19 protein-coding genes and 2 pseudogenes are annotated in these 20,200 nt (G+C 43.1%); 20 read left to right on the forward strand and 1 reads right to left on the reverse strand.

Annotated elements, in window-relative coordinates; genetic code table 11:
- Nucleotides 1–31: 31 nt before the first annotated feature.
- The 3 genes and pseudogenes from ONZ52_RS03120 to rpsA all read left to right on the forward strand — a co-directional run bounded on the left by ONZ52_RS03120 (nt 32) and on the right by rpsA (nt 4,774).
- Complete coding sequence (locus ONZ52_RS03120) at nt 32–2,206, forward strand: bifunctional prephenate dehydrogenase/3-phosphoshikimate 1-carboxyvinyltransferase (RefSeq protein ID WP_265217225.1); 2,175 nt, start codon at nt 32–34, stop codon at nt 2,204–2,206.
- 19 nt (nt 2,207–2,225) lie between these two features.
- A complete protein-coding gene (cmk, locus tag ONZ52_RS03125) occupies nt 2,226–2,909 on the forward strand; it encodes a (d)CMP kinase (protein ID WP_265217226.1) in 684 nt (227 codons plus the stop codon).
- A gap of 181 nt (nt 2,910–3,090) precedes the next feature.
- Nucleotides 3,091–4,774 (forward strand): annotated as a pseudogene (gene rpsA / locus ONZ52_RS03130) (30S ribosomal protein S1).
- A gap of 402 nt (nt 4,775–5,176) precedes the next feature.
- Here the strand turns inward: rpsA and tsaA are convergent.
- The gene (gene tsaA, locus ONZ52_RS03135; protein WP_265217227.1) at nt 5,177–5,689 is read right to left on the reverse strand and encodes a tRNA (N6-threonylcarbamoyladenosine(37)-N6)-methyltransferase TrmO; all 513 of its coding nucleotides are present in this window, start codon (nt 5,687–5,689) and stop codon (nt 5,177–5,179) included.
- A 344-nt stretch (nt 5,690–6,033) separates the two neighbouring features.
- On the opposite strand from tsaA, the gene ONZ52_RS03140 reads away from it, so the two are divergent.
- From ONZ52_RS03140 to ONZ52_RS03210, 17 genes and pseudogenes are all read left to right on the forward strand, one after another.
- The gene (locus ONZ52_RS03140; protein WP_265217228.1) at nt 6,034–7,293 is read left to right on the forward strand and encodes a glutamate-5-semialdehyde dehydrogenase; all 1,260 of its coding nucleotides are present in this window, start codon (nt 6,034–6,036) and stop codon (nt 7,291–7,293) included.
- Nucleotides 7,283–7,948, forward strand: coding sequence for a nicotinate-nucleotide adenylyltransferase (gene nadD / locus ONZ52_RS03145; protein WP_265217230.1), 666 nt, complete (start codon nt 7,283–7,285; stop codon nt 7,946–7,948). Before ONZ52_RS03140 ends, nadD begins: the two co-directional genes overlap by 11 nt.
- A 14-nt stretch (nt 7,949–7,962) precedes the next feature.
- On the forward strand, nt 7,963–8,316 hold the full coding sequence (gene rsfS / locus ONZ52_RS03150; RefSeq protein WP_265217231.1) for a ribosome silencing factor: 354 nt from the start codon (nt 7,963–7,965) through the stop codon (nt 8,314–8,316).
- A 10-nt stretch (nt 8,317–8,326) separates the two neighbouring features.
- A complete protein-coding gene (gene rlmH / locus ONZ52_RS03155) occupies nt 8,327–8,794 on the forward strand; it encodes a 23S rRNA (pseudouridine(1915)-N(3))-methyltransferase RlmH (protein ID WP_265217232.1) in 468 nt (155 codons plus the stop codon).
- A gap of 10 nt (nt 8,795–8,804) precedes the next feature.
- Entirely contained in the window at nt 8,805–10,688 is a 1,884-nt protein-coding gene (gene mrdA, locus ONZ52_RS03160; protein WP_265217233.1) for a penicillin-binding protein 2, read from the forward strand.
- A pseudogene (locus tag ONZ52_RS25195) lies at nt 10,678–11,122 on the forward strand (FtsW/RodA/SpoVE family cell cycle protein). The gene mrdA and the pseudogene ONZ52_RS25195 overlap by 11 nt, the downstream one beginning before the upstream one ends.
- Nucleotides 11,122–11,799 carry an FtsW/RodA/SpoVE family cell cycle protein gene (locus tag ONZ52_RS25200; RefSeq protein ID WP_428981150.1) on the forward strand — a complete coding sequence of 226 codons (678 nt, stop codon included), beginning with the start codon at nt 11,122–11,124 and terminating at the stop codon, nt 11,797–11,799. Before ONZ52_RS25195 ends, ONZ52_RS25200 begins: the two are co-directional and overlap by 1 nt.
- Nucleotides 11,796–12,827, forward strand: a complete 1,032-nt coding sequence (gene mltB, locus ONZ52_RS03170; protein WP_265217234.1) for a lytic murein transglycosylase B — start codon at nt 11,796–11,798, stop codon at nt 12,825–12,827. The genes ONZ52_RS25200 and mltB overlap by 4 nt, the downstream gene beginning before the upstream one ends.
- Before the next feature lie 14 nt (nt 12,828–12,841).
- Nucleotides 12,842–13,786, forward strand: a complete 945-nt coding sequence (locus ONZ52_RS03175) for a septal ring lytic transglycosylase RlpA family protein (protein ID WP_265217235.1) — start codon at nt 12,842–12,844, stop codon at nt 13,784–13,786.
- An 81-nt stretch (nt 13,787–13,867) separates the two neighbouring features.
- Nucleotides 13,868–15,016: a D-alanyl-D-alanine carboxypeptidase family protein gene (locus tag ONZ52_RS03180; RefSeq protein WP_265217236.1), complete on the forward strand. Its 1,149-nt coding sequence runs from the start codon at nt 13,868–13,870 to the stop codon at nt 15,014–15,016.
- A 30-nt stretch (nt 15,017–15,046) separates the two neighbouring features.
- Nucleotides 15,047–15,352, forward strand: coding sequence for a YbeD family protein (locus ONZ52_RS03185; RefSeq protein WP_265217237.1), 306 nt, complete (start codon nt 15,047–15,049; stop codon nt 15,350–15,352).
- Nucleotides 15,353–15,997 carry a lipoyl(octanoyl) transferase LipB gene (lipB, locus tag ONZ52_RS03190; protein ID WP_265217238.1) on the forward strand — a complete coding sequence of 215 codons (645 nt, stop codon included), beginning with the start codon at nt 15,353–15,355 and terminating at the stop codon, nt 15,995–15,997.
- A gap of 1 nt (nt 15,998) precedes the next feature.
- Complete coding sequence (gene lipA / locus ONZ52_RS03195; protein ID WP_265217241.1) at nt 15,999–16,958, forward strand: lipoyl synthase; 960 nt, start codon at nt 15,999–16,001, stop codon at nt 16,956–16,958.
- Between the two features lie 150 nt (nt 16,959–17,108).
- Nucleotides 17,109–18,215: a biosynthetic arginine decarboxylase gene (speA, locus tag ONZ52_RS24550; protein WP_321160243.1), complete on the forward strand. Its 1,107-nt coding sequence runs from the start codon at nt 17,109–17,111 to the stop codon at nt 18,213–18,215.
- Nucleotides 18,190–19,014, forward strand: coding sequence for a hypothetical protein (locus ONZ52_RS24555; protein WP_321160244.1), 825 nt, complete (start codon nt 18,190–18,192; stop codon nt 19,012–19,014). Before speA ends, ONZ52_RS24555 begins: the two co-directional genes overlap by 26 nt.
- Nucleotides 19,015–19,062: 48 nt before the next feature.
- Nucleotides 19,063–19,287 carry a nitrilase-related carbon-nitrogen hydrolase gene (locus tag ONZ52_RS25205; RefSeq protein ID WP_265217242.1) on the forward strand — a complete coding sequence of 75 codons (225 nt, stop codon included), beginning with the start codon at nt 19,063–19,065 and terminating at the stop codon, nt 19,285–19,287.
- The gene (locus tag ONZ52_RS03210; RefSeq protein ID WP_265217243.1) at nt 19,284–19,943 is read left to right on the forward strand and encodes a nitrilase-related carbon-nitrogen hydrolase; all 660 of its coding nucleotides are present in this window, start codon (nt 19,284–19,286) and stop codon (nt 19,941–19,943) included. The genes ONZ52_RS25205 and ONZ52_RS03210 overlap by 4 nt, the downstream gene beginning before the upstream one ends.
- Nucleotides 19,944–20,200: the final 257 nt, after the last annotated feature.

Genomic DNA, 20,200 nt, shown 5'->3' on the forward strand with positions numbered 1-20,200 from the left:
CGTCTCAGGAAAAAAGAAGTTTGGCAATGTCATGATCATCGGTCTTGGTATGATCGGTGGTTCGTTCGCTAAGGCGTTGAAAGAGCGCGGTTTAGCGACCCTGTATGCGGTGGATCGTCGTGACGGCGAACTGGCTTTGGGTGTGTCGACAGGAGTGATTGATTATCCTGCCGAGTTGTCTGCTGAGTTTGTCTCAAAAATGGATGTTATTGTTCTGGCAACGCCTGTTAGAGCAATGGAGTCTGTTTTGGCCGATCTTAAGCCTTTTTTGTCTGAGCAGACGCTAGTGACGGATGTGGGGTCGACAAAAGGTAGTGTGGTTGAGGCTGTGCGTCGTGTCTTTGGGCATGTTCCGGCTAATTTTATTCCTGGTCATCCTATTGCTGGCGCAGAGAAAAGTGGGGTGTTGGCCTCTAATTCACAGCTTTTCGAAAAACACATGGCGATAGTGACTCCCTTGGCGGATAGCAATCCTGTGTTATTGGATCGCTTGCACCGTCTTTGGCGTGCGGTTGGTGCGGATGTGGTGAGCATGGATGTTAATCATCATGATCATGTGCTCGCCTCTTCAAGTCATTTGCCTCACTTGCTGGCCTATACTTTGGTCGATGCGCTGGCCAATGGGGAGCGTAGTCAGGATATCTTCAGGTTTGCGGCGGGCGGCTTTCGTGACTTTACTCGCATCGCTTCCAGTGATCCGGTTATGTGGCGAGATGTTTTTTTAGCCAACAAAGATGCAACGCTAGCGACTCTAGATCACTTTACTGATCGGTTGGCTGACATGCGAGCTGCTATAGAGAAGGGTGATGGCGCTAGTATGTTTGGTGTGTTTACTCGAGCAAAATCTGCGCGAGATCATTTTCTTCGCTTGTTAGAGCAACGTACAATTGGTTCTACCAAAGAAGTTCGTCCTGTGTCTGTCTCCGTTTTACCAGCTTCTGCGATTAAAGGTGAGGTGTCTTTGTTGGGTGACAAATCTTTGTCACATAAAGCGATTACCATAGCCGCGCTGTCAGAAGGTGTGAGTGAAATAAAGAATATTGATTTAACGGGTGATGTGCGCATTACCATGCAAGCTTTTCGAGATATGGGGGTTGTCATAGAAGAGGCCTCGGTTGATCATTTGCGTGTTCATGGTGTGGGTGTTAGAGGGTTAAAAGCACCGATTGCCCCTATTAATGTCCATCAATCCAGAGAAAGTTTGTATTTATTGTTGCCAGTTTTGGCTGGACAGTCGTTCCCTGTTTCTGTGATTGCTGAAGGCAAGCTGCTAAATCAGTCAATGGCGGATTTATTTTCTTTGGTGCGCCAAATGGGTGGGAGTGTCATATCTGAAATGGCGGATTGTTTGCCTGTTAATCTGTTGCCAGGTAAGTCTTTGGATGTGTCGGTTAATTTAAAGGCGGGTTCTGAGAGACTGCGTATGTCTGCTTTTTTGGCCGCCTTGTATTCGCCTGTTGAGGGTGTTGTGACAACATTGTCTAAAGACTTGTCTCATTGTGAAGTGTTGTTGCGACATTTTGGTGTGAAAATATTTGACCAGGTCGAAGGGTTTAAGGTTGCTCCGGCTCCATTCGTCGGTGCAGATATAGTGCTGTCGGGTGATGAGTACGAATTGGCTTGGCTCGTATTGTTGTCAAGTCTTTTGCCAGGTTCGGATTTATCTATTGAGAATGCTGGTTTAGATTCAGTGTCCTTTGCATTGTTGGCTTTTTTGCAGTCAATTGGTGCCGATGTGACTATTCCTGTGCAAAGTGGTTCTGGGTTATTCGAGGGTAAGGTGCAAGTCGGTTTTGCAGAGCTTCGTTCGTTTCATTTGCCGTCTGAGCAAAGTTATCGCTTTAGAGATCAGCTACCTTTGTTGTGTGTCGCAGCGGCATACGCTAGAGGCGAAAGTTTTATTCAGGGAGTCGGTTCTCTGCCTTATTATCATGAAGATAGAGTGTTAGCGTTTATTGATGCACTTAAACAGATGAAAATCGCTTGTGTTTATGAAAATGGTGATTTGCGAATCAAGGGTGGATTGCCTCAAGGTGGCGAGTTGGATTGCGCTGGTGATGATAAATTAGCGCTTGCTATGTTGGCGTTAGGTGCGCGCAGTCAATCCATAACGAAAGTTAATGATTGTCAAAAATTATTAGAAGAATTTAACGAGTTGGAGAGTGTTACTGTGCAATTAGGTTTTCATTGTTCAGTGACGCAGTAGTTTTTTAAGAGGAATAGTTATGATCAACCAAGGCCCAGTTATTACGATTGATGGTCCAAGTGGTGCAGGTAAGGGCACTGTAAGTCAGTTAATCGCAGAAAAGCTGGGATGGCATATATTGGACAGTGGCGCTTTATATCGACTGCTCGCACTGGCTGTATCTCATCATGGTATGTCTTCTGATGATGTTGATACTTTAAAGGTGCTAGCTGAACATTTAGATATACAGTTTCAACAATCAGCAGAAGGTAAGGTTGAAATTATTCTTGAAGGCGAAGTCGTAACTCAAGCTATTCGCACCGAAGGTGTTGGAAATTGTGCGTCAAAATTGGCAGCTATTCCAGAAGTTAGAGAGGGATTGTTGTTGCGTCAGCGTGCTTTTTCGCAAGCGCCAGGGTTGGTTGCGGATGGCCGAGATATGGGGACGGTGGTGTTCCCTTCCGCGCAGATTAAAATCTTCTTAACCGCTTCCGCAGAAGAGCGTGCACAGCGTCGGTTGCAGCAATTGCAGCAAAAAGGTGAAACGGTTAATCTGGATGAATTGGTTAAGACCATCAAAGAGCGAGATGAGCGGGATGCGAATAGGGCAATTGCCCCTCTTGTGCCAGCGGCAGGCGCTTTGGTAATAGACAGTACGACGTTGACGATAGAGCAGGTTGTTGAGATTGTTTTTGCAGAAGCTGTGAAGGCGGGTCTTGTGTAATCTGTTGTTTTTTGCGTCTACTTTTTTGTAATTAGAATGTGCTATAATAGTTTAAATGTTATTCAAGTCGATAAAAGTGCCAGCAAGCTTTTATCGCATCATCCAAAAAAACTGACCCGCATTCGCTGGCAATGTGGATATGGCCTAGTTATTTGCATAGGCCGACTATATAGGAAATACAATGACTCAAAGCTTCGCAGAACTGTTTGAAGAAAGCCTATTAACCGTCGAAATGGCGCCAGGCTCAATTGTTACTGGTATCATTGTTGATATTGACAGTGAGTGGGTAACTGTTCATGCAGGTCTTAAATCTGAAGGCGTAATTCCTCGTTCTCAGTTCCTAACGGAAAGTGGTGAGTTCAACTTAAAAATCGGTGACGAAGTTAAAGTTGCGCTTGATGCTGTTGAAGATGGTTTCGGTGAGACTAAATTGTCTCGCGAAAAAGCTAAACGTGCAGAAACTTGGTCTGTTCTAGAAAAAGCTTACGAAGAAAACGCCATTGTTCACGGTGTTATCAATGGTAAAGTCAAAGGTGGCTTCACAGTTGATATCGCTAATATCCGTGCTTTCTTGCCTGGTTCTTTGGTAGATGTTCGCCCAATTCGCGACACATCTCATTTGGAAGGTGTGGATCTAGAGTTCAAACTTATCAAGCTTGATCAAAAACGTAACAACGTTGTTGTATCTCGTCGTGCCGTTATGGAAGCGACTAACAGCGCTGAACGCGAAACGCTACTTGCTTCTCTTGAAGAAGGTCAAGAAGTTAAAGGTATCGTTAAGAACCTTACTGACTACGGTGCGTTCGTTGATCTTGGTGGTGTTGATGGTCTTCTACACATCACTGATATGGCTTGGAAACGCATTAAGCACCCAAGCGAAATCATTGCTGTTGGTGATGAGATCGATGTTAAAGTTCTTAAGTTCGACCGCGAGCGTAACCGCGTGTCTCTAGGTCTTAAACAGTTGGGTGAAGATCCATGGGTTGCTATCAAAGCCCGTTACCCAGAAAACACTAAAGTTACTGCGAAAGTGACTAACTTGACTGATTACGAGCTGCTTCGCAGAGCTTGAAGAAGGCGTAGAAGGTCTAGTACACGTTTCTGAAATGGATTGGACTAACAAAAACATTCACCCATCTAAAGTTGTTCAGATCGGTGACGAAGTTGAAGTTATGGTTCTTGACATTGATGAAGAGCGTCGTCGTATTTCTTTGGGTATCAAGCAGTGTACAATGAACCCATGGGAAGAGTTTGCAACTTCTTTCAACAAAGGTGACAAAATCTCTGGCGCAATCAAGTCTATCACTGACTTCGGTGTGTTCATTGGTCTTGATGGCGGTATTGATGGTCTTGTTCACTTGTCTGACCTATCTTGGGATGAAACGGGTGAAGAAGCCGTACGTCAATACAAGAAAGGCGATATGCTAGAAACAGTTGTATTGTCTATCGATGCTGAGCGTGAGCGTATTTCTTTGGGTGTTAAGCAACTTGAAGAAGATCCGTTCCTTGCTTTCGTTGCAGAAAATGACAAGGGCACTATTGTAAACGGTACTGTTTCATCAGTAGACGCAAAAGGTGCGGTTGTTGCTCTTGCTGAAGGCGTAGAAGCGACATTGAAAGTGTCTGAAATCAGCCGTGAGCGTATCGAAGATGCAACTACAGCATTGAAAGAAGGTGATAAAGTAGAAGCTGCGATCATTAACGTTGATCGTAAAGCTCGTACTATCACTCTATCTATCAAGCAGAAAGATGCGACTGAAGAGAAAGCTGCGTTGAAATCTCATTCTGAGAAGCAACAAGCGGAATCAAATGGCCCTACTACCATTGGCGATTTGATCAAAGCACAACTAGAAAACCAAAACTAAGATTTGATTTTTAGTTGTGATAAAAAGCGGACCTAGGTCCGCTTTTTTTTGATTTTTTTGTCGATTCTTTCCGAATTTATTGACAAGAAAACTATACACATAACATGTGGATAACCATGGGTATAGACTCGGTGTATGTTTTTCTAGCGTAGCGAGTTCAGTAGCTTTTCGGTGTCTTCTTCGGTCCAGTTGTCTTTTTCCAGTAATGCTTTTAGGGCTTTGCTCTGTTGTGCATTGTGAAGGTTTTTTTGAAACTTTGCATAATGAAAGTCTTTTATAAGGCGTTCATCGTGCTCCGAGCGATAAAGTGTTGGTTTTTCGCTCGCTTGTGCCTTTTTTTCTCAAGAGCATCGATTTTTTTGTAAGTGTTTAAGAACTGTTTCTTATTCATTTCTTACTCTCTTATGTTTGCTCAATTCGAAGTATTTCAAAGTGATCAATTCTTGCGCACCACTTCACATTAATGTTCCAAAGTTTGATGCCGTGCTCTCTGTCAAGTTGTTCTGATAAATAAGAAGGCCTAGGGTCTTGTTCAATAATCTGTTTTATTAAAGTGGCTATTTCTTTGTTATGCAAGTTTTGGTATTGCATGCATTGGCTTTTTGCGAGTTCGGAAAATAAGACGGGCTTTTTCATTGTTTGTGCTGGTGTCGGAGCAAAACCACCTTTTGCGTCAGTGATACTATCTGCATAAGGTAGATAGGGTTTTATATCTAGAACGGGAGTGCCATCTAGTAAATCCGCTCCATGCAGATCAATAAAGGTTTTTTTGTCTTCTTGGTAGATTCGTCCAATTTTGACGACAGAGAGTCCAATAGGGTTGGGTCTATGGGTTGCGCGCGTAGCAAATACGCCCATTTTCGTTTTTCCACCTAGGCGCGGAGGTCGTATTTTTGCTTTCCAGTTTTCCGTCATACAAGCGTGAAAAATGAATTGTATCCAGATGTGTGAAAAACCGTCGAAGCCCTTCTAAAGCGTCTAGTCTATTGTAGGGTGGGATGGTTCTCTAAGCGCGCTGTAGCTTCTGTGACAAGCCCTGGTTGGCGTGGAATGCCGAACTTTTCTTTGTAGCAAGAATGTATTACGCCAATAGTGGTTAAGTTAAAAGAATTATGGGATGACAATGAGCGATCCTTTGATATAAATCTGCGCTAAACGAATAAAAATATTGTGATAGTATACTGCTTACATGAAACGAACTGCGATTTAATTTAGCGATTCGTTGTTCTGTTCTTTTTAACTTTTATCAGAGAGTAAAAATGTCTTTAGAATCTTATATGAATCAAATTGGTCAGCAAGCTAGGGCGGCTTCTCGTCTGCTTGCTAAAGCATCCACAAAGCAAAAAAACATGGCTTTATTTGCTATGGCTGACGCTTTGGAGAGTGCTCGACCTCGATTGATATCTGAGAACGCTAAAGATATGGATAATGGCCGTGCTAAGGGCTTGGACTCGGCATTACTTGATAGGTTGCTTTTGGATAATAAGCGTATCGATAGCATGATTGAAGGTTTAAAACAGGTAGCTGCTTTGCCTGACCCGATTGGTGAAATATCTGATATGGTGTATTTACCATCAGGTATTCAACGTGGGCAAATGCGCGTTCCTTTAGGTGTAATTGGTATTATCTACGAGTCTCGCCCAAATGTGACGATTGATGCAGCGAGCTTATGCCTAAAATCGGGTAATGCGACTATTTTGCGTGGAGGGTCTGAGGCGTTTTATTCCAACCAAGCTATTGCGGAGGCCGTTACTTCGGGGGTTGTTGCGGCAGGATTGCCTGAGCATGCGGTGCAAGTTCTTAATACGACTGACAGAGATGCTGTTGGGATGTTGATCTCTATGCCAGAGTTTGTTGATGTGATCGTTCCTCGAGGCGGCAAGAGTTTAATAGAACGTATTAGTAAGGATGCTCGTGTCCCCGTTATAAAGCATCTAGATGGCAACTGTCATGTGTATGTCGATGATGAGGCTGATTTGGAAAAGGCGTTTGCTATTGCTATGAATGCAAAAACACGTCGTTACGGTGTGTGTAATGCGATGGAGTCCTTGCTAGTGCATTCGGCTGTTGCTGATAAATTTTTGCCCAAGTTAATAGGCGCTTTGCAAGAGAAAGGCGTGTCTTTAGTAGGGTGTGAGCAAACTCGTGCTATTGATTCTTCTGTTGAGTTAGCGACAGAGGAAGATTGGTATACAGAATATTTAGCGCCTAAGTTGTCTATTAAGGTTTTAGCCAATATGGATAAAGCGATCAGTCACATCAATCAGTATGGTTCTCATCATACTGATGCAATTGTTTCGCAGAATTATTCTAAAACACGTGCGTTTTTGACCGAAGTGGATTCATCATCCGTTATGGTGAATGCATCGACATCTTTTGCTGATGGTTTTGAATATGGGTTTGGGGCTGAAATTGGCATATCGACCGACAAAATTCACGCTCGTGGCCCCGTTGGCTTATTGGGGCTGACCAGTCAAAAGTACATTGTCCTTGGCGATGGTCATACTCGTGACAACTAGAGTTAACGATAACGTAAAGACTTCTGGGTTGGCTATTATGGGTGGGACATTTGATCCCGTTCATAATGGCCATCTAAGAACAGCGGTTGAGATTTTAGATCGTTATCATTATTCGACTATGAAGCTAATACCTTGTTTTCAGCCCGTTCATAAAGACCGACCAAGTGTTCTGCCTGAACAAAGACTTGAAATGACAAGGCTTGCTGTATCTGGTGACGATCGATTGAGTGTTGATTCTCGTGAAATTGATAGGGAAGGTCCAAGTTATAGTATCGATACGTTGCGAGACCTGCGTGAGGAAATCGGTCCTGATGAATCGCTAATTATGGTGTTGGGAATGGATAGCTTTTTATCTCTTCCAACGTGGCATGATTGGCAGCAGATAATCCAGTATGCTCACTTGCTGGTTGTCTCTCGACCTGGTTGGGAGCCCGATTTAATCTCTGAATTGAGTGGTTTTTGCGAAAACTATCGTGCCGCATCGTCGCATGAGTTACAATGCGCGCCCTCAGGGCGGGTCTGGTTCGAGACTCTTACTCCTTTGGGGATATCCTCTAGCATGATCAGGGCGCTTGCTCGTAAAAACGAGTCGATTGCTTACCTATTGCCGGAGCCAGTCCAAAAATATATAGAACAACATCAATTATATCGATAGGGTAACGTAATTATATGAGTCAGCTTAACTTAACAGCAGATCAAATTTTGGCTTTTGCTGTTGAAGCATTGGAAGATGTGAAAGGTGATAAAATCACCGTACTAAACGTAGGAAATCATACTGATATGATGGATTACATGGTGATTTGTACTGGCACGTCAAAGCGTCATGTTAATGCTTTGGGTCAAAATGTATTTGAACATTTGAAAGCGCAAGGTCTTCAGCCACTTGGTTCAGAAGGTCGTGGTATGGGCAGTGATTGGGTATTGGTCGACTTACATGACGTTGTTGTGCATGTCATGACAGAAGAAGCGCGAGCGTTTTATGATCTCGAGAAGTTATGGGATATTAAACCAGAAATAATGTAAGGTTTTTTTAATGCGCGTTCGTTTGATTGCTGTTGGTAGCAAAATGCCAAAGTGGGTGACTGAAGGTTACGATGAGTATGCAAAGCGCTTACCTAAGGATTTTGCTTTAGAGCTGGTTGAAATACCCATGTCACCTCGCGGGAAAAATACGGATATATTGAAAGCCATTCGTAAAGAAGGAGATAGCATGTTAGAGGCTATCCCCTCAGGTGATAAAGTCATTGCAATGGAAGTGCTTGGCAAGGAATGGTCCACCGATCAGCTGGCTGACCAGACCGAACAGTGGCGAATGGATGGTCACAATGTGAGTTTGTTGGTGGGTGGGCCAGATGGCTTAGACCCTAGATGTACAGCTCGCGCTGATCAAGTTTGGTCTTTATCGCGTTTGACATTGCCACATCCTATGGTGAGAATTATTTTGGCAGAGCAAATTTATCGTGCTTGGACGCTCATGAATAATCATCCGTATCACAGATAAGGTAAACCTGGTGAGCCGTCGACATCAAAATTTTCGTAATTACCGCCAAGAACAGCGACTAACACAGGGGCGTGTTATTGCGTCTGCTATTTTTGTTATGTTAATGGCATTGGTGTTGATGGCACGATTGTTTTACCTTCAAGTTGTTCAGCATGAAATCTACCAAACCAAGGCGGACGATAATCGTGTTATGTTGGTTACCGAGCCGCCTCCGCGAGGATTAATTTATGACCGTAATGGTTTGGTGCTGGCTGATAATCGACCAATACACAGTTTGACTGTGATTCCTGAGCGCGTTGACGATTTTGCTAAATTAAGACAAATGCTTGCCGGCATAGTTAATATTAGTGATAGCGAATGGGATGACTTTGATAGTCGGTTGAAAGAGTACCGCAGACCTTATCAATCACTTACGTTAAAGTCACAATTAACTGATGAAGAGTGGGCTAAGGTATCTGTTGATCTTTATCAGCTTGATGGGGTTCAAGTAGAAGCGCAATTAACGCGATACTACCCCTACGGTGAAGCTTTTGCCCATGCAATTGGCTACGTTGGTCGAATTACAACGGACGATTTGGAACGGGTGGATCGTCTTGCTTATCAAGGTGCTTTGTTTATTGGTAAAACAGGTGTTGAAGGTTTTTACGAAAAAACGTTATTTGGCGAAGCAGGTCTAAGCAAGGTTGAAGTAAACGCTCGTGGCCGTATTATGTCTGAATTGGATCGACAAAATCCCACGCCAGGTAAAGATTTGCATTTATATTTGGATGCAAGGCTTCAGCAGTATGCCTATGATCTTTTGGGGGATTATACAGGGTCAGTTGTGGCAATAGACCCGGCAACTGGAGGGATTTTGGCACTTGTTTCTAAGCCAGGTTTTGATCCAAATCTGTTTGTGCGCGGCATTTCGTATGATGATTACTCTGCACTTCGGAAGTCGCCAAAGTTACCTCTTTTCAACCGCGCGCTTCGCGGAGGCTACCCTCCAGCTTCAACAATTAAGCCTTTCATGGGGTTGGCTGGACTAGAATACGGCTTCTCTACTTGGACAGAACGTTATTTCGCCAGAGGTTATTATCAAATTAATCCGGATGGACGCCGTTATCGTGACTGGAAGCGAACGGGGCATGGGTGGATTGATTTGGAGCGCTCTATTATTGAGTCGGTTGATACTTATTATTACCAGTTAGCCAATAAAATGGGCATCACACCCATTCATAATTTTTTGTCGCGATTTGGTTTTGGACGCAGTACTTTGCTTGATTTGAATGGCGACAGTATTGGTTTATTGCCTTCAAATGAATGGAAAAAAGCGAAGTATAAAGAGCCTTGGTATCCGGGAGACTCGGTCAACGTCGGTATTGGTCAGGGCTTTATGGTGGCGACTCCTATGCAAATTGCTTCAGCAACGTCTGCACTGGCAAGCCGAGGGCATTATTTTTATCCAAGAATGACTGCTATGGTGGGGGATAAACCGGCTGAGTTTGAAGATGGTCTTGGTGATGAACACGATATCGTTCTGAAAGATCAACGTAACTGGGAGAGAATGATTGAGGCGATGCGCAAAGTCATTACGGACTCTCAAGGGACAGCACGACGCCTGCAAGGTACACCCTATGACATTGCAGGAAAAACAGGGACAGGGCAGGTGTTTAGTCTTCAAGAAGACCAAGAATATGACGCGGATTCGTTGGAGAAACGTTTGCATGATCATGCGTTATTCATCGGTTTTGCTCCGGCCGAAAAACCTAAAATTTCAGTATTTGCCATTTTTGAGAATGGCGGAAGCAGCTCGAAACCTGCGGATTTAACCAAGAAATTATTCGATGCTTATCTCTACGATGATTATCCTGCCGAATATGACTATTTAAAAGGTAATAAAAATGAAGGATAGCTTTTATCGCAGGGCGATATCTTTTACCAATGCGCGTTTATGGCTATTGGTGCATGTCGATATTCTGTTGATAGGGTCTTTATTATTACTGATTAGCGGCGGTTTGGTTATTCTGTACTCAGCGTCAGGGCAAGACGTAGCGATGGTAGAACGGCAAGTGTTTCGCTTGGCAGTTGGGATGTTTGTTTGTCTAATATTGGCGCAGTTACCACCAAAATACATGCGGCGAGCTTCGCCTACATTGTTTATTTTTATTACGTTATTATTGGTTTGTGTATTGTTGTTTGGTGTCGGAGCAAAAGGGGATTCAGCGTTGGCTGGCTTTGCCTGGAGGTTTGCGTTTTCAACCTTCGGAAATCATGAAAATTGTGATGCCTATGATGATTGCATGGTATTTTTCAGATAGGCAGCTGCCCCCACCTTTAAGCAAATAATGACTGTCATAGTATTGATCGCTATTCCAGTGGTATTAATTGCAAAACAGCCAGACCTGGGAACCTCTTTGTTGGTGGCGGTTTCGGGGATCTTTGTCCTCTTTCTTGCAGGACTTGGTTGGCGTTATATTATCGGTGCAGCGGCATTGGCACCCATTGCGGGCTATACATTGTGGCAATTTATGCGAGAGTATCAGCGTCAGCGAGTGTTGACGTTTTTGAATCCGGAAAGTGATCCTCTTGGCTCTGGTTGGAATATTATTCAGTCTAAAACGGCTATTGGTTCTGGTGGTCTGTATGGCAAAGGTTTTTTAGAAGGGACTCAGGCTCAGTTGGATTTTTTGCCTGAAAGTCATACCGATTTTATTATTGCCGTTTTGGCTGAAGAGTTTGGGATGGTAGGGTGTGGTGTTTTGATCCTTGCTTATTCTCTTGTTATTGCTCGTGGTTTGTATATTGCGGCGAATGCTGAGGACAATTATGCACGTTTGTTAGCCGGTAGTTTGACGCTTACTTTTTTTGTATACATGTTTGTAAATATTGGCATGGTATCAGGCATTCTGCCGGTTGTTGGGGTACCCTTACCACTGGTCAGTTATGGTGGTACTTCTATTATTACTATCATGGCGACATTTGGGATTTTGATGTCAGTACAAACACATAAAAGAGCGAGATGATGATTAAGCAAGCTGCATTGGTATTTTTAACGCTTGGTCTAACTGCGTGTAGTAGTGTGGATCATTCTACGTTGCCTTTACATTCTGGCGTTAGTGAAACGCTTCTAGAGGATATGCCAGCAGAATGGGTAGATTCTTACGCTGGTAATCCAGAGGTGCAGAGTTTTATTTCGCGTCTTGTAAAAGAGCATAATTACGATAGAAACCGTCTAGAATTGGCATTTTCTCACATCAAGGTGCGCCCTAAAGTGATTGAGAAGTCCGATAACCAGCCGGAAGTGTTGATACCTTATTATGAATACAAAACGCGATTTGTGAACGAGGAAAGAGCCAAACTTGGCTATCAATTTGCTCAGAGCAACCTCGAATGGTTACATAAAGCCGAGCAAGAATTTGGTGTTGACCCAAATGTAATTGTTGCACTCATTGGAGTGGAAACGTATTACGGACGTATTACAGGTTCTAATGATGTTTTTACTTCACTGACGACTCTAGCGTTTGATTATCCCAGACGTAAAGCGTACTTTCAAAGTGAGCTTGAAGCTTATTTATTGCTAGCTCGTCAAGAAGGATGGAACATTGGGCAAACAAAGGGGTCATATAGTGGGGCGATGGGGATGGTGCAGTTTATGCCCAGTAACTATCAAAAATTGGCTATAGATTACGACAAAAATGGTCATATTGATCTATGGGGTTCTGCTGCGGATGCTATTGGCAGTGTTGCGAACTATCTTAAACATCACGGTTGGCAGAAAGACCAGCCGTGGTTTGTGATGGCTTCTGTTGGTGATCCTGAGAAAGTCAAAGATGAAATCAATCGTGGTAGAGAGCCTAGTAAAGACATGGTCGATTGGTCGGCACTGACTGTGCTGCCTACTCAGCCTTTTATTCCTCAGAAAACGGGTTTGATTGCTCTGAGAACTGGGCCGGAAGAGATGTCTTACTGGTTAGGATATAAGAATTTTTTTACCATTATGGATTACAACCCAAGTAGGCGATATGCCATGTCGGTATTGGAGGCTCGCTAAGAGTATAGGAAGCTATGAAAATCATTAACATACTATTGGTTGCTGGCTTAAGCTTGCTGGTACTGAATGGATGTATGAGTACGCGTCATGTGCTGGGAAAAGATGAAATCGACTACGAAAAAGCGTCAGGCGGTGGGCGCTATTCTATATTGCAAGACCACGGTCCGGACGGTGATTTTGATGCTGATAATATTCCTGAGCCGATTCCAAAGTGGGAGCCAAGAAGTCGAGGTGGCAATAAGAGTCCGTATGAGGTTTGGGGAAATAAGTACTGGGTAATGGCTTCAGCCCAAGGTTATGTTGCTGAGGGTAAAGCTTCTTGGTATGGCAACAAATTCCATGGTCATAAGACGTCAAATGGGGAAACATATGACATGTATGGGTTTTCTGCTGCGCACAAATCTCTGCCGCTACCCACTTATGTCAAAGTCACCAACCTCGATAATCATCGCTCTGTTATTGTTAGAGTAAATGATAGGGGACCATTTCATGGTGATCGCCTGATAGATCTTTCTTATGCGGCAGCAGCGAGACTGGACTATCATAAAAAAGGTGTCGCACGAGTGCGAGTCGAAGCAATCACGCCAGCAAAAGGCGATGTATATCGACCCTCTAAAGCGGTTCTTGAAACGCCGGCTAAACAAGTAAAAAGCTTGCCTGCTAAGGCTTCGCCTAGTATTTCTTCGTCACCAAGAGAGTCATCAAATACATCATCTGATATGGTTTTTTCCCATCTTCAGCTTGCTGCTTTCAGTGCCGAAGAATCGGCAAATAAATTAAAGCGGCGGCTCTTTGAGGCATTTGATACCAGTATTAAAGTCGTTATAAATAAGCAAGATGACGGCTTGTATAAAGTGTTGGTCGGTCCTTTTGAAAGCCAAGATTCATTGACCGAATGGCAGCAAAAACTACAACAGGAAGGTTTTGGTAGCCCCGTAAGGGTGGCTTTATTGCCTTAGTGTTACTTTTTTTAGGCTAGAGATTCATAGAATGCTCTAGTATCATTTACCCACATTTTTTAGAAGACGATATTTTTGAGTATGAAAAAACTTCTGGTTACTTTATCCCTTGTGTTTGGCTTTATTAGTGGCTCTGTATTCGCCGCACCTGCGTTGATACCGACGCCTCCCCAGTTATCGGCAAGCAGTTATATTTTGATGGATGCCTATACTGGTGATGTGTTGGTGGAACATAACGCTGATGAGGCTTTGCCGCCAGCGAGTCTGACTAAATTGATGACGGCCTATATTGTTGAGTATGAACTTGCTCGTGGAAACTTGTCTTTGGAAGATAAAGTTACAGTGAGTGAAAACGCTTGGCGCATGGAAGGGTCACGTATGTTTATCCGCGAAGGTACGCAAGTATCTATAGAAGACTTGCTTCGTGGAATTATCATTCAATCAGGTAATGATGCAAGTGTCGCTGCTGCAGAATATATTGCCGGAAGTGAGTCGGCTTTTGCTGATTTGATGAATCAACACGCTAAGCTATTGGGCATGACAAATACAAACTTTGTCAATTCGACTGGTTTTCCAGCAGAAAATCATTACTCAAGTGCCCATGATATCGCCAAAATATCTCGTGCGACCATTGTGCAGTTTCCAGAAAACTACACCATGTATGCGGAAAAAGAGTTTACATACAATGATATTCGCCAACCTAATCGTAATCGTTTGTTGTGGCGTGATAAAACTGTTGATGGTTTGAAAACGGGACATACAGAAGCGGCAGGTTACTGTTTGGCTGCTTCTGCAGTGCGTAATGGGACACGATTGATTACAGTTGTAATGGGAACTAAATCCGATGAAGCACGAGCGGCTGAAGCGCAAAAGCTATTAGATTTTGGTTTTAGATACTATGAAACACGTAAGCTGTATAGCCGTGGTCAAGTGGTTAACAATGCCCGTGTTTGGGGAGGCAGCCAATCTAGTGTGAAAGTCGGTTTTGCAGAAGATGTGCTGGTTACTATGCCTCGTCAGCAAGGTGATGCTATGTCAGCAACGTTAGACATGCAGCCTGAAATCGTTGCACCTATCGCGATCGGTGATGTGCTTGGTAAGATTGTAGTAGGCTCCGAGGCTGGTGTACTACTAGAACGCCCAGTGGTTGCATTAGAAGCAGTAGAAGAAGGTGGTTTCTTTAAACGAATGTTTGATAAAATTAAACTATTCTTTATGAACTTGTTTTAAGCCCCAATAGGCTGATGGTAGATTAAATTAATGGCGTTAATTACAAAAAATGGTGATCAAGCTGAAAAAGCAGTTGATGCACCTAAAATTGAGTTTCCTTGCGAAAATTACGTTATCAAGGTGGTATCTCTTGATGTTGATGGTATTCATACCGAGATAACAGAACGTTTGCTTATACATGCACCCGAAATGGATACAAAAGCTGAAAACACTAATCGCTCTAGCAAAGGCCGGTTTGTCAGTTTTAGTTTTCGTATTGTGGCTCAAAGTGAGGATCAATTATCGGCATTGCATCATGACTTAATGTCAATTGAAGCCGTTAAGATGGTCATGTAAATGGAACGTGATTTAATTTGCCGTGATTTAGGGATTATTGACTATACGGAAACATGGGAGCGGATGAAACAGTTTACTCAGACTCGTACTAAAGACGATGCTGATGAAATTTGGCTGTTAGAACATCCCTCCTTGTTTACGCAAGGTCAAGCGGGAAAAGAAGAGCACCTTTTGGCTCCAGGTGATATTCCTGTCATTCAGGTTGATCGTGGTGGCCAAGTTACCTACCATGGGCCAGGGCAACTAGTGGCTTATGTTATGGTAGACTTAAAACGCTTGGGAATAGGGGTACGTGATCTAGTTAGCGTATTGGAAAATGCTGTGGTTGGTACTTTAGTACAGAACTCAATAAAAGCGTATCCAAAGCCTGATGCTCCAGGTGTGTATGTCGATGAACGGAAAATTGCGTCGTTGGGTTTACGTGTACGCAGAGGTTGCTCCTTTCATGGGCTAGCCTTAAATGTTGATATGGATCTCACCCCATTTAATCGTATCAACCCGTGTGGCTATCAAGGCTTGCAGATGGTGGATATGAAGCGACTTAACAAAGACGCTATTTTATCAAATGTAAAGGTTCAGTTGGCGAATCAGTTAGCTGAGCAACTCGGATACAGTTATCCGGCTATCCAACAAGGGTGGAAATAGAATGACAGCAGAACGCAAGCGCGTTGTCCAAGGGGAAAAATTACGCGGTGCCGATAAAATGGCGCGTATCCCTATTAAAATTGTTCCTACTGAAGAAATTCCACGCAAGCCAGATTGGCTTCGTGTTCGTATGCCAGCGTCGCCAGAAATTGCTCGTATTAAAGCGACTTTGCGTGAGCATAAACTTGCCTCTGTATGTGAAGAAGCTAACTGCCCAAACTTGGGAGAGTGCTTTAGTAACGGTACAGCGACGTTTATGATTATGGGTGAAATTTGTACTCGTCGTTGCCCTTTTTGTGATGTGGCGCATGGTCGCCCTAATCCGCTTAGTGCTGATGAACCAAAAGAATTGGCGGCAGCAATTCGTGATATGAAGCTGAAATATGTGGTTATTACCTCAGTAGATCGTGATGATCTTCGTGATGGTGGTGCCCAGCATTTTGTTGATTGCATTACTGAAACACGTGCTGCAAGTCCGCATATTGAAATCGAAACATTGGTTCCAGACTTCCGTGGTCGTATGGAGGTCGCAATTGATACACTGTCAATTGCACCGCCAGATGTGTTTAACCACAACTTGGAATCTATTCCACGCTTGTATCGTCAAGTGAGACCTGGATCTGATTATCAGTGGTCCTTAGATCTTTTGAAAAATTTTAAAGATCGTTGCCCAAATGTACCCACCAAGTCCGGTTTAATGGTTGGAATGGGAGAAACATTTGAAGAAATTGTTGAAGTGTTAAAAGATTTACGTGCTCATAATGTTGATATGCTAACCATTGGGCAGTACCTACAACCATCAAAGCATCATTTTCCTATGGCGCGCTTTGTACCGCCCGAAGAATTTGAGCGTTATGAGCAAGTCGCAAAAGAGTTAGGCTTTAAGCATGCAGCGTGTGGACCATTAGTTCGCTCTTCTTACCATGCAGATAAGCAAGCACATGGCGAACACGTTTCTTAATTTGTTCGTTCGTTATAATAAAGCGGAGTTAAGAGATTTCTTAGCACCGCTTTTTTTATTTGAACTAAACCTAAAAAATGTCTGTGTTTCATTATGTTGTGCCTTTTATAAACGGCGCTAATTGCAGCTATTTAGACTTTTGGAGATGATATGAAGCCTTGGTCAATCAAAGACTCAATGGAACTTTACAACGTAGGTCACTGGAGTAGTGGTTTTTTTTCAATTAACGATAAAGGGCGTGTTATTGCATTACCTGATAGGGAAAATAGCATTGATTTAACAGAGCTGTCTGTCGCGCTAAAACAGCAAGGTATCCCTTACCCTTGTTTGGTTAGATTCCCGAATATCCTTCACTCACGTATAGAAAAAATTACCAATTCATTTCAGCAGGCCATAGATCATTACGACTATCAGGCAAAATATGCCATTGTGTATCCAATAAAAGTAAATCAGCAGCGTCGTGTTGTGGAAGAAATTGCTGCATGCCAACCTGATAATGCGTCTACTGTTGGCTTGGAAGCAGGTAGTAAGCCAGAACTGATGGCTGTGTTGGCTATGCATAAAAATGCTGATGGCATTATTGTGTGTAACGGCTATAAAGATCGTGAATTTATTCATCTTGCCTTGATGGCCGAAAAAATGGGTCATCAAGTGTTTATTGTCGTTGAAAAAATGCATGAGCTTGATTGGATTTTAGAAGAGGCAGATAAAATTGGGGTTCAGCCTCGTATTGGTATCCGGATTCGCTTGGCGTCTACTTGCACGACTCACTGGGGTAACAGCGGTGGTGAAAAATCGAAATTTGGATTGACGACTTCACAATTGCTGCGTGCTATTGAGCGCCTGCGTGAGTTGAATTTACTACACTGCCTTGAGTTAATTCACTTCCATTTAGGATCACAAATCACTCGAATTCGAGATATCCAAAACAGCTTAAAAGAATGCGCTCGTTATTACGCTGAACTTCATCAAATGGATGTAAAAGTAAAATGGGTGGATGTAGGGGGCGGTCTAGGTGTCGACTATGAAGGAACGCGCTGTCAAAACGATTTTTCGGCAAACTACAGTATTGGTGAATATGCCAATAATGTGGTGTTCGCTTTCCATAATGTCTGCGAACAGTATGAACTTCCTCATCCCCATTTGATTTCTGAATCGGGTCGTGCCGTTACTGCCCATCATGCCATGATGATCGCGGATGTTTTCTCTCACGGCGCTGAGCTATTACCCATTGAAGAGCCCCGCAGAAGACAGTGAGCTTGAGTTGCAACGTCTTTGGGCGTGTTATCAAAGCTTGAAAGGGCAGAATGAAGAAGAAAGTCGTTCACTTGTAGAGATTTATCATGATTTGCTAGATGACTTTAATGATAGCCTAACACTCTACAATCATGGGCAGCTTAATCTGTCGCAAAGAGCGCAAGCGGAGAACCTATTTTTGTCCGCATGCCGTAATTTATTGCCGCGTTTAGACAATCGTAATCGAGGTCATCGTGCGGTGATTGATGAGTTGAATGAGCGATTGGCTGAGAAATTATTTGTCAATTTGTCGGTGTTTCAATCTATGCCAGATGCTTGGGGTATCGATCAATTGTTCCCTGTATTGCCACTGCAAGGATTAGATCAAGCGCCTTCCTTTAGAGGAAAGATACAAGACGTTACTTGTGACTCTGATGGTTGTTTGTACAGCTATGTGGATGGTCAAGGGATAGAATCGTCTCTGCCGTTACCTCCACCACCTCCTAAAGGGGAAGATTATTTGATGGGCTTCTTTTTAGTTGGAGCTTATCAGGAAACATTGGGGGATTTACATAACTTATTTGGTGATACTTGTTCGGTAGATGTTTACTTAACGGATGATGGTTTCAGAATCGACCATGTATTAAAAGGCGATAGTGTGCAGGATGTACTTAAATCCGTTAGCTATAATGAGCAAGAATTATTAAACAGCTATCAAGATAAGATCGCTGCAAGTCCGCTTAGCCAAGAAGAGCAAGCCACTTTGCTAGCAACCTATAAAAAAGTGCTAGCAGGTAGTACTTATTTGACTCAAGTATAAAGTTAGTATTTTGCTTTGTTTGGCGAGATTTTTTGGAGGTAGTAAAGTATGAGTAATGTAAAAGTGGCCTGCGTTCAAATGGCGGTTGGTACCGATTTTCAAGCAAATTTAGACAATGCGGTGGCACAAGTAAGAGAAGCGGCCGCTAATAATGCCAATATTATTTTGTTACAAGAATTGTTTATGGGGCCGTATTTTTGTATTGATCAAAAGCCTGCATATTTTGATTGGGACTTCAGCCGGTTAATGATTGCTTGGCAATTCAAACTATGAGCAAGCTTGCCGAAGAATTGGGTGTTGTGTTGCCAATCAGCTTTTTCGAGCGCGATGGTAATGTTTTTTATAATTCTTTAGTGATGATTGATGCCAATGGTGATGTCATGGATTTGTATCGTAAGACACACATTCCTGATGGCCCAGGTTATCAGGAAAAATATTATTTCACACCGGTAATACTTGCGGTGAAAGTGTGGGACACTCAGTTTGGTCGTATCGGCTGTGGTATTTGTTGGGATCAGTGGTTCCCTGAGCTGGCTCGAGAGTTAGCGTTAAAAGGCGCAGAGCTGATTTTTTATCCTACCGCAATTGGTTCTGAGCCACCTTATCCAGAGTGGGATTCTAAGGATCATTGGCAAAGAACCATGCAAGGTCACTCTGCTGCTAACATGGTGCCTGTTATTGCGGCAAATCGCGTAGGTAGAGAAGAAGGCGAGAATAGCTTTATTCAGTTCTATGGTTCTTCTTTTATGACCGATGAAATGGGAGCAATGAAATGTGTTGCAGGTCGTGATGAGAGTACAATCCTGTACTCAGAATACGATTTAGATGCGATTCGTAAAGCTCGCCGTTCCTTTGGTTTGTTCCGTGATCGTCGCCCAGATCAGTACCAAGCGATTACCGCAGGTGCAGGGAGTTCTTGGGAGAAATAGCGGTGATAGCATAAAAAAGTGCCCGCATAATGCGGGCACAAGCTATCCTTATCCTTATTGACTGAAGGGGAACATCAATAAGGAGATCTATTTGCACTTGGCTTTTAACAAGCCAAAAAAATAATAGGTAATATAGTGCAATCCTAAATGTCACTGATGACAAGTTATACGTCTTCTTGTACTGATACAGCATTACAATGAGACTCGAGCACTTGCCTGCCAGTGTAGATCTGTCCTAACTATAGTCCGATATTTCT

This window comes from Marinomonas rhodophyticola (assembly GCF_026113935.1).
Classification (GTDB): Bacteria; Pseudomonadota; Gammaproteobacteria; order Pseudomonadales; family Marinomonadaceae; genus Marinomonas; species Marinomonas rhodophyticola.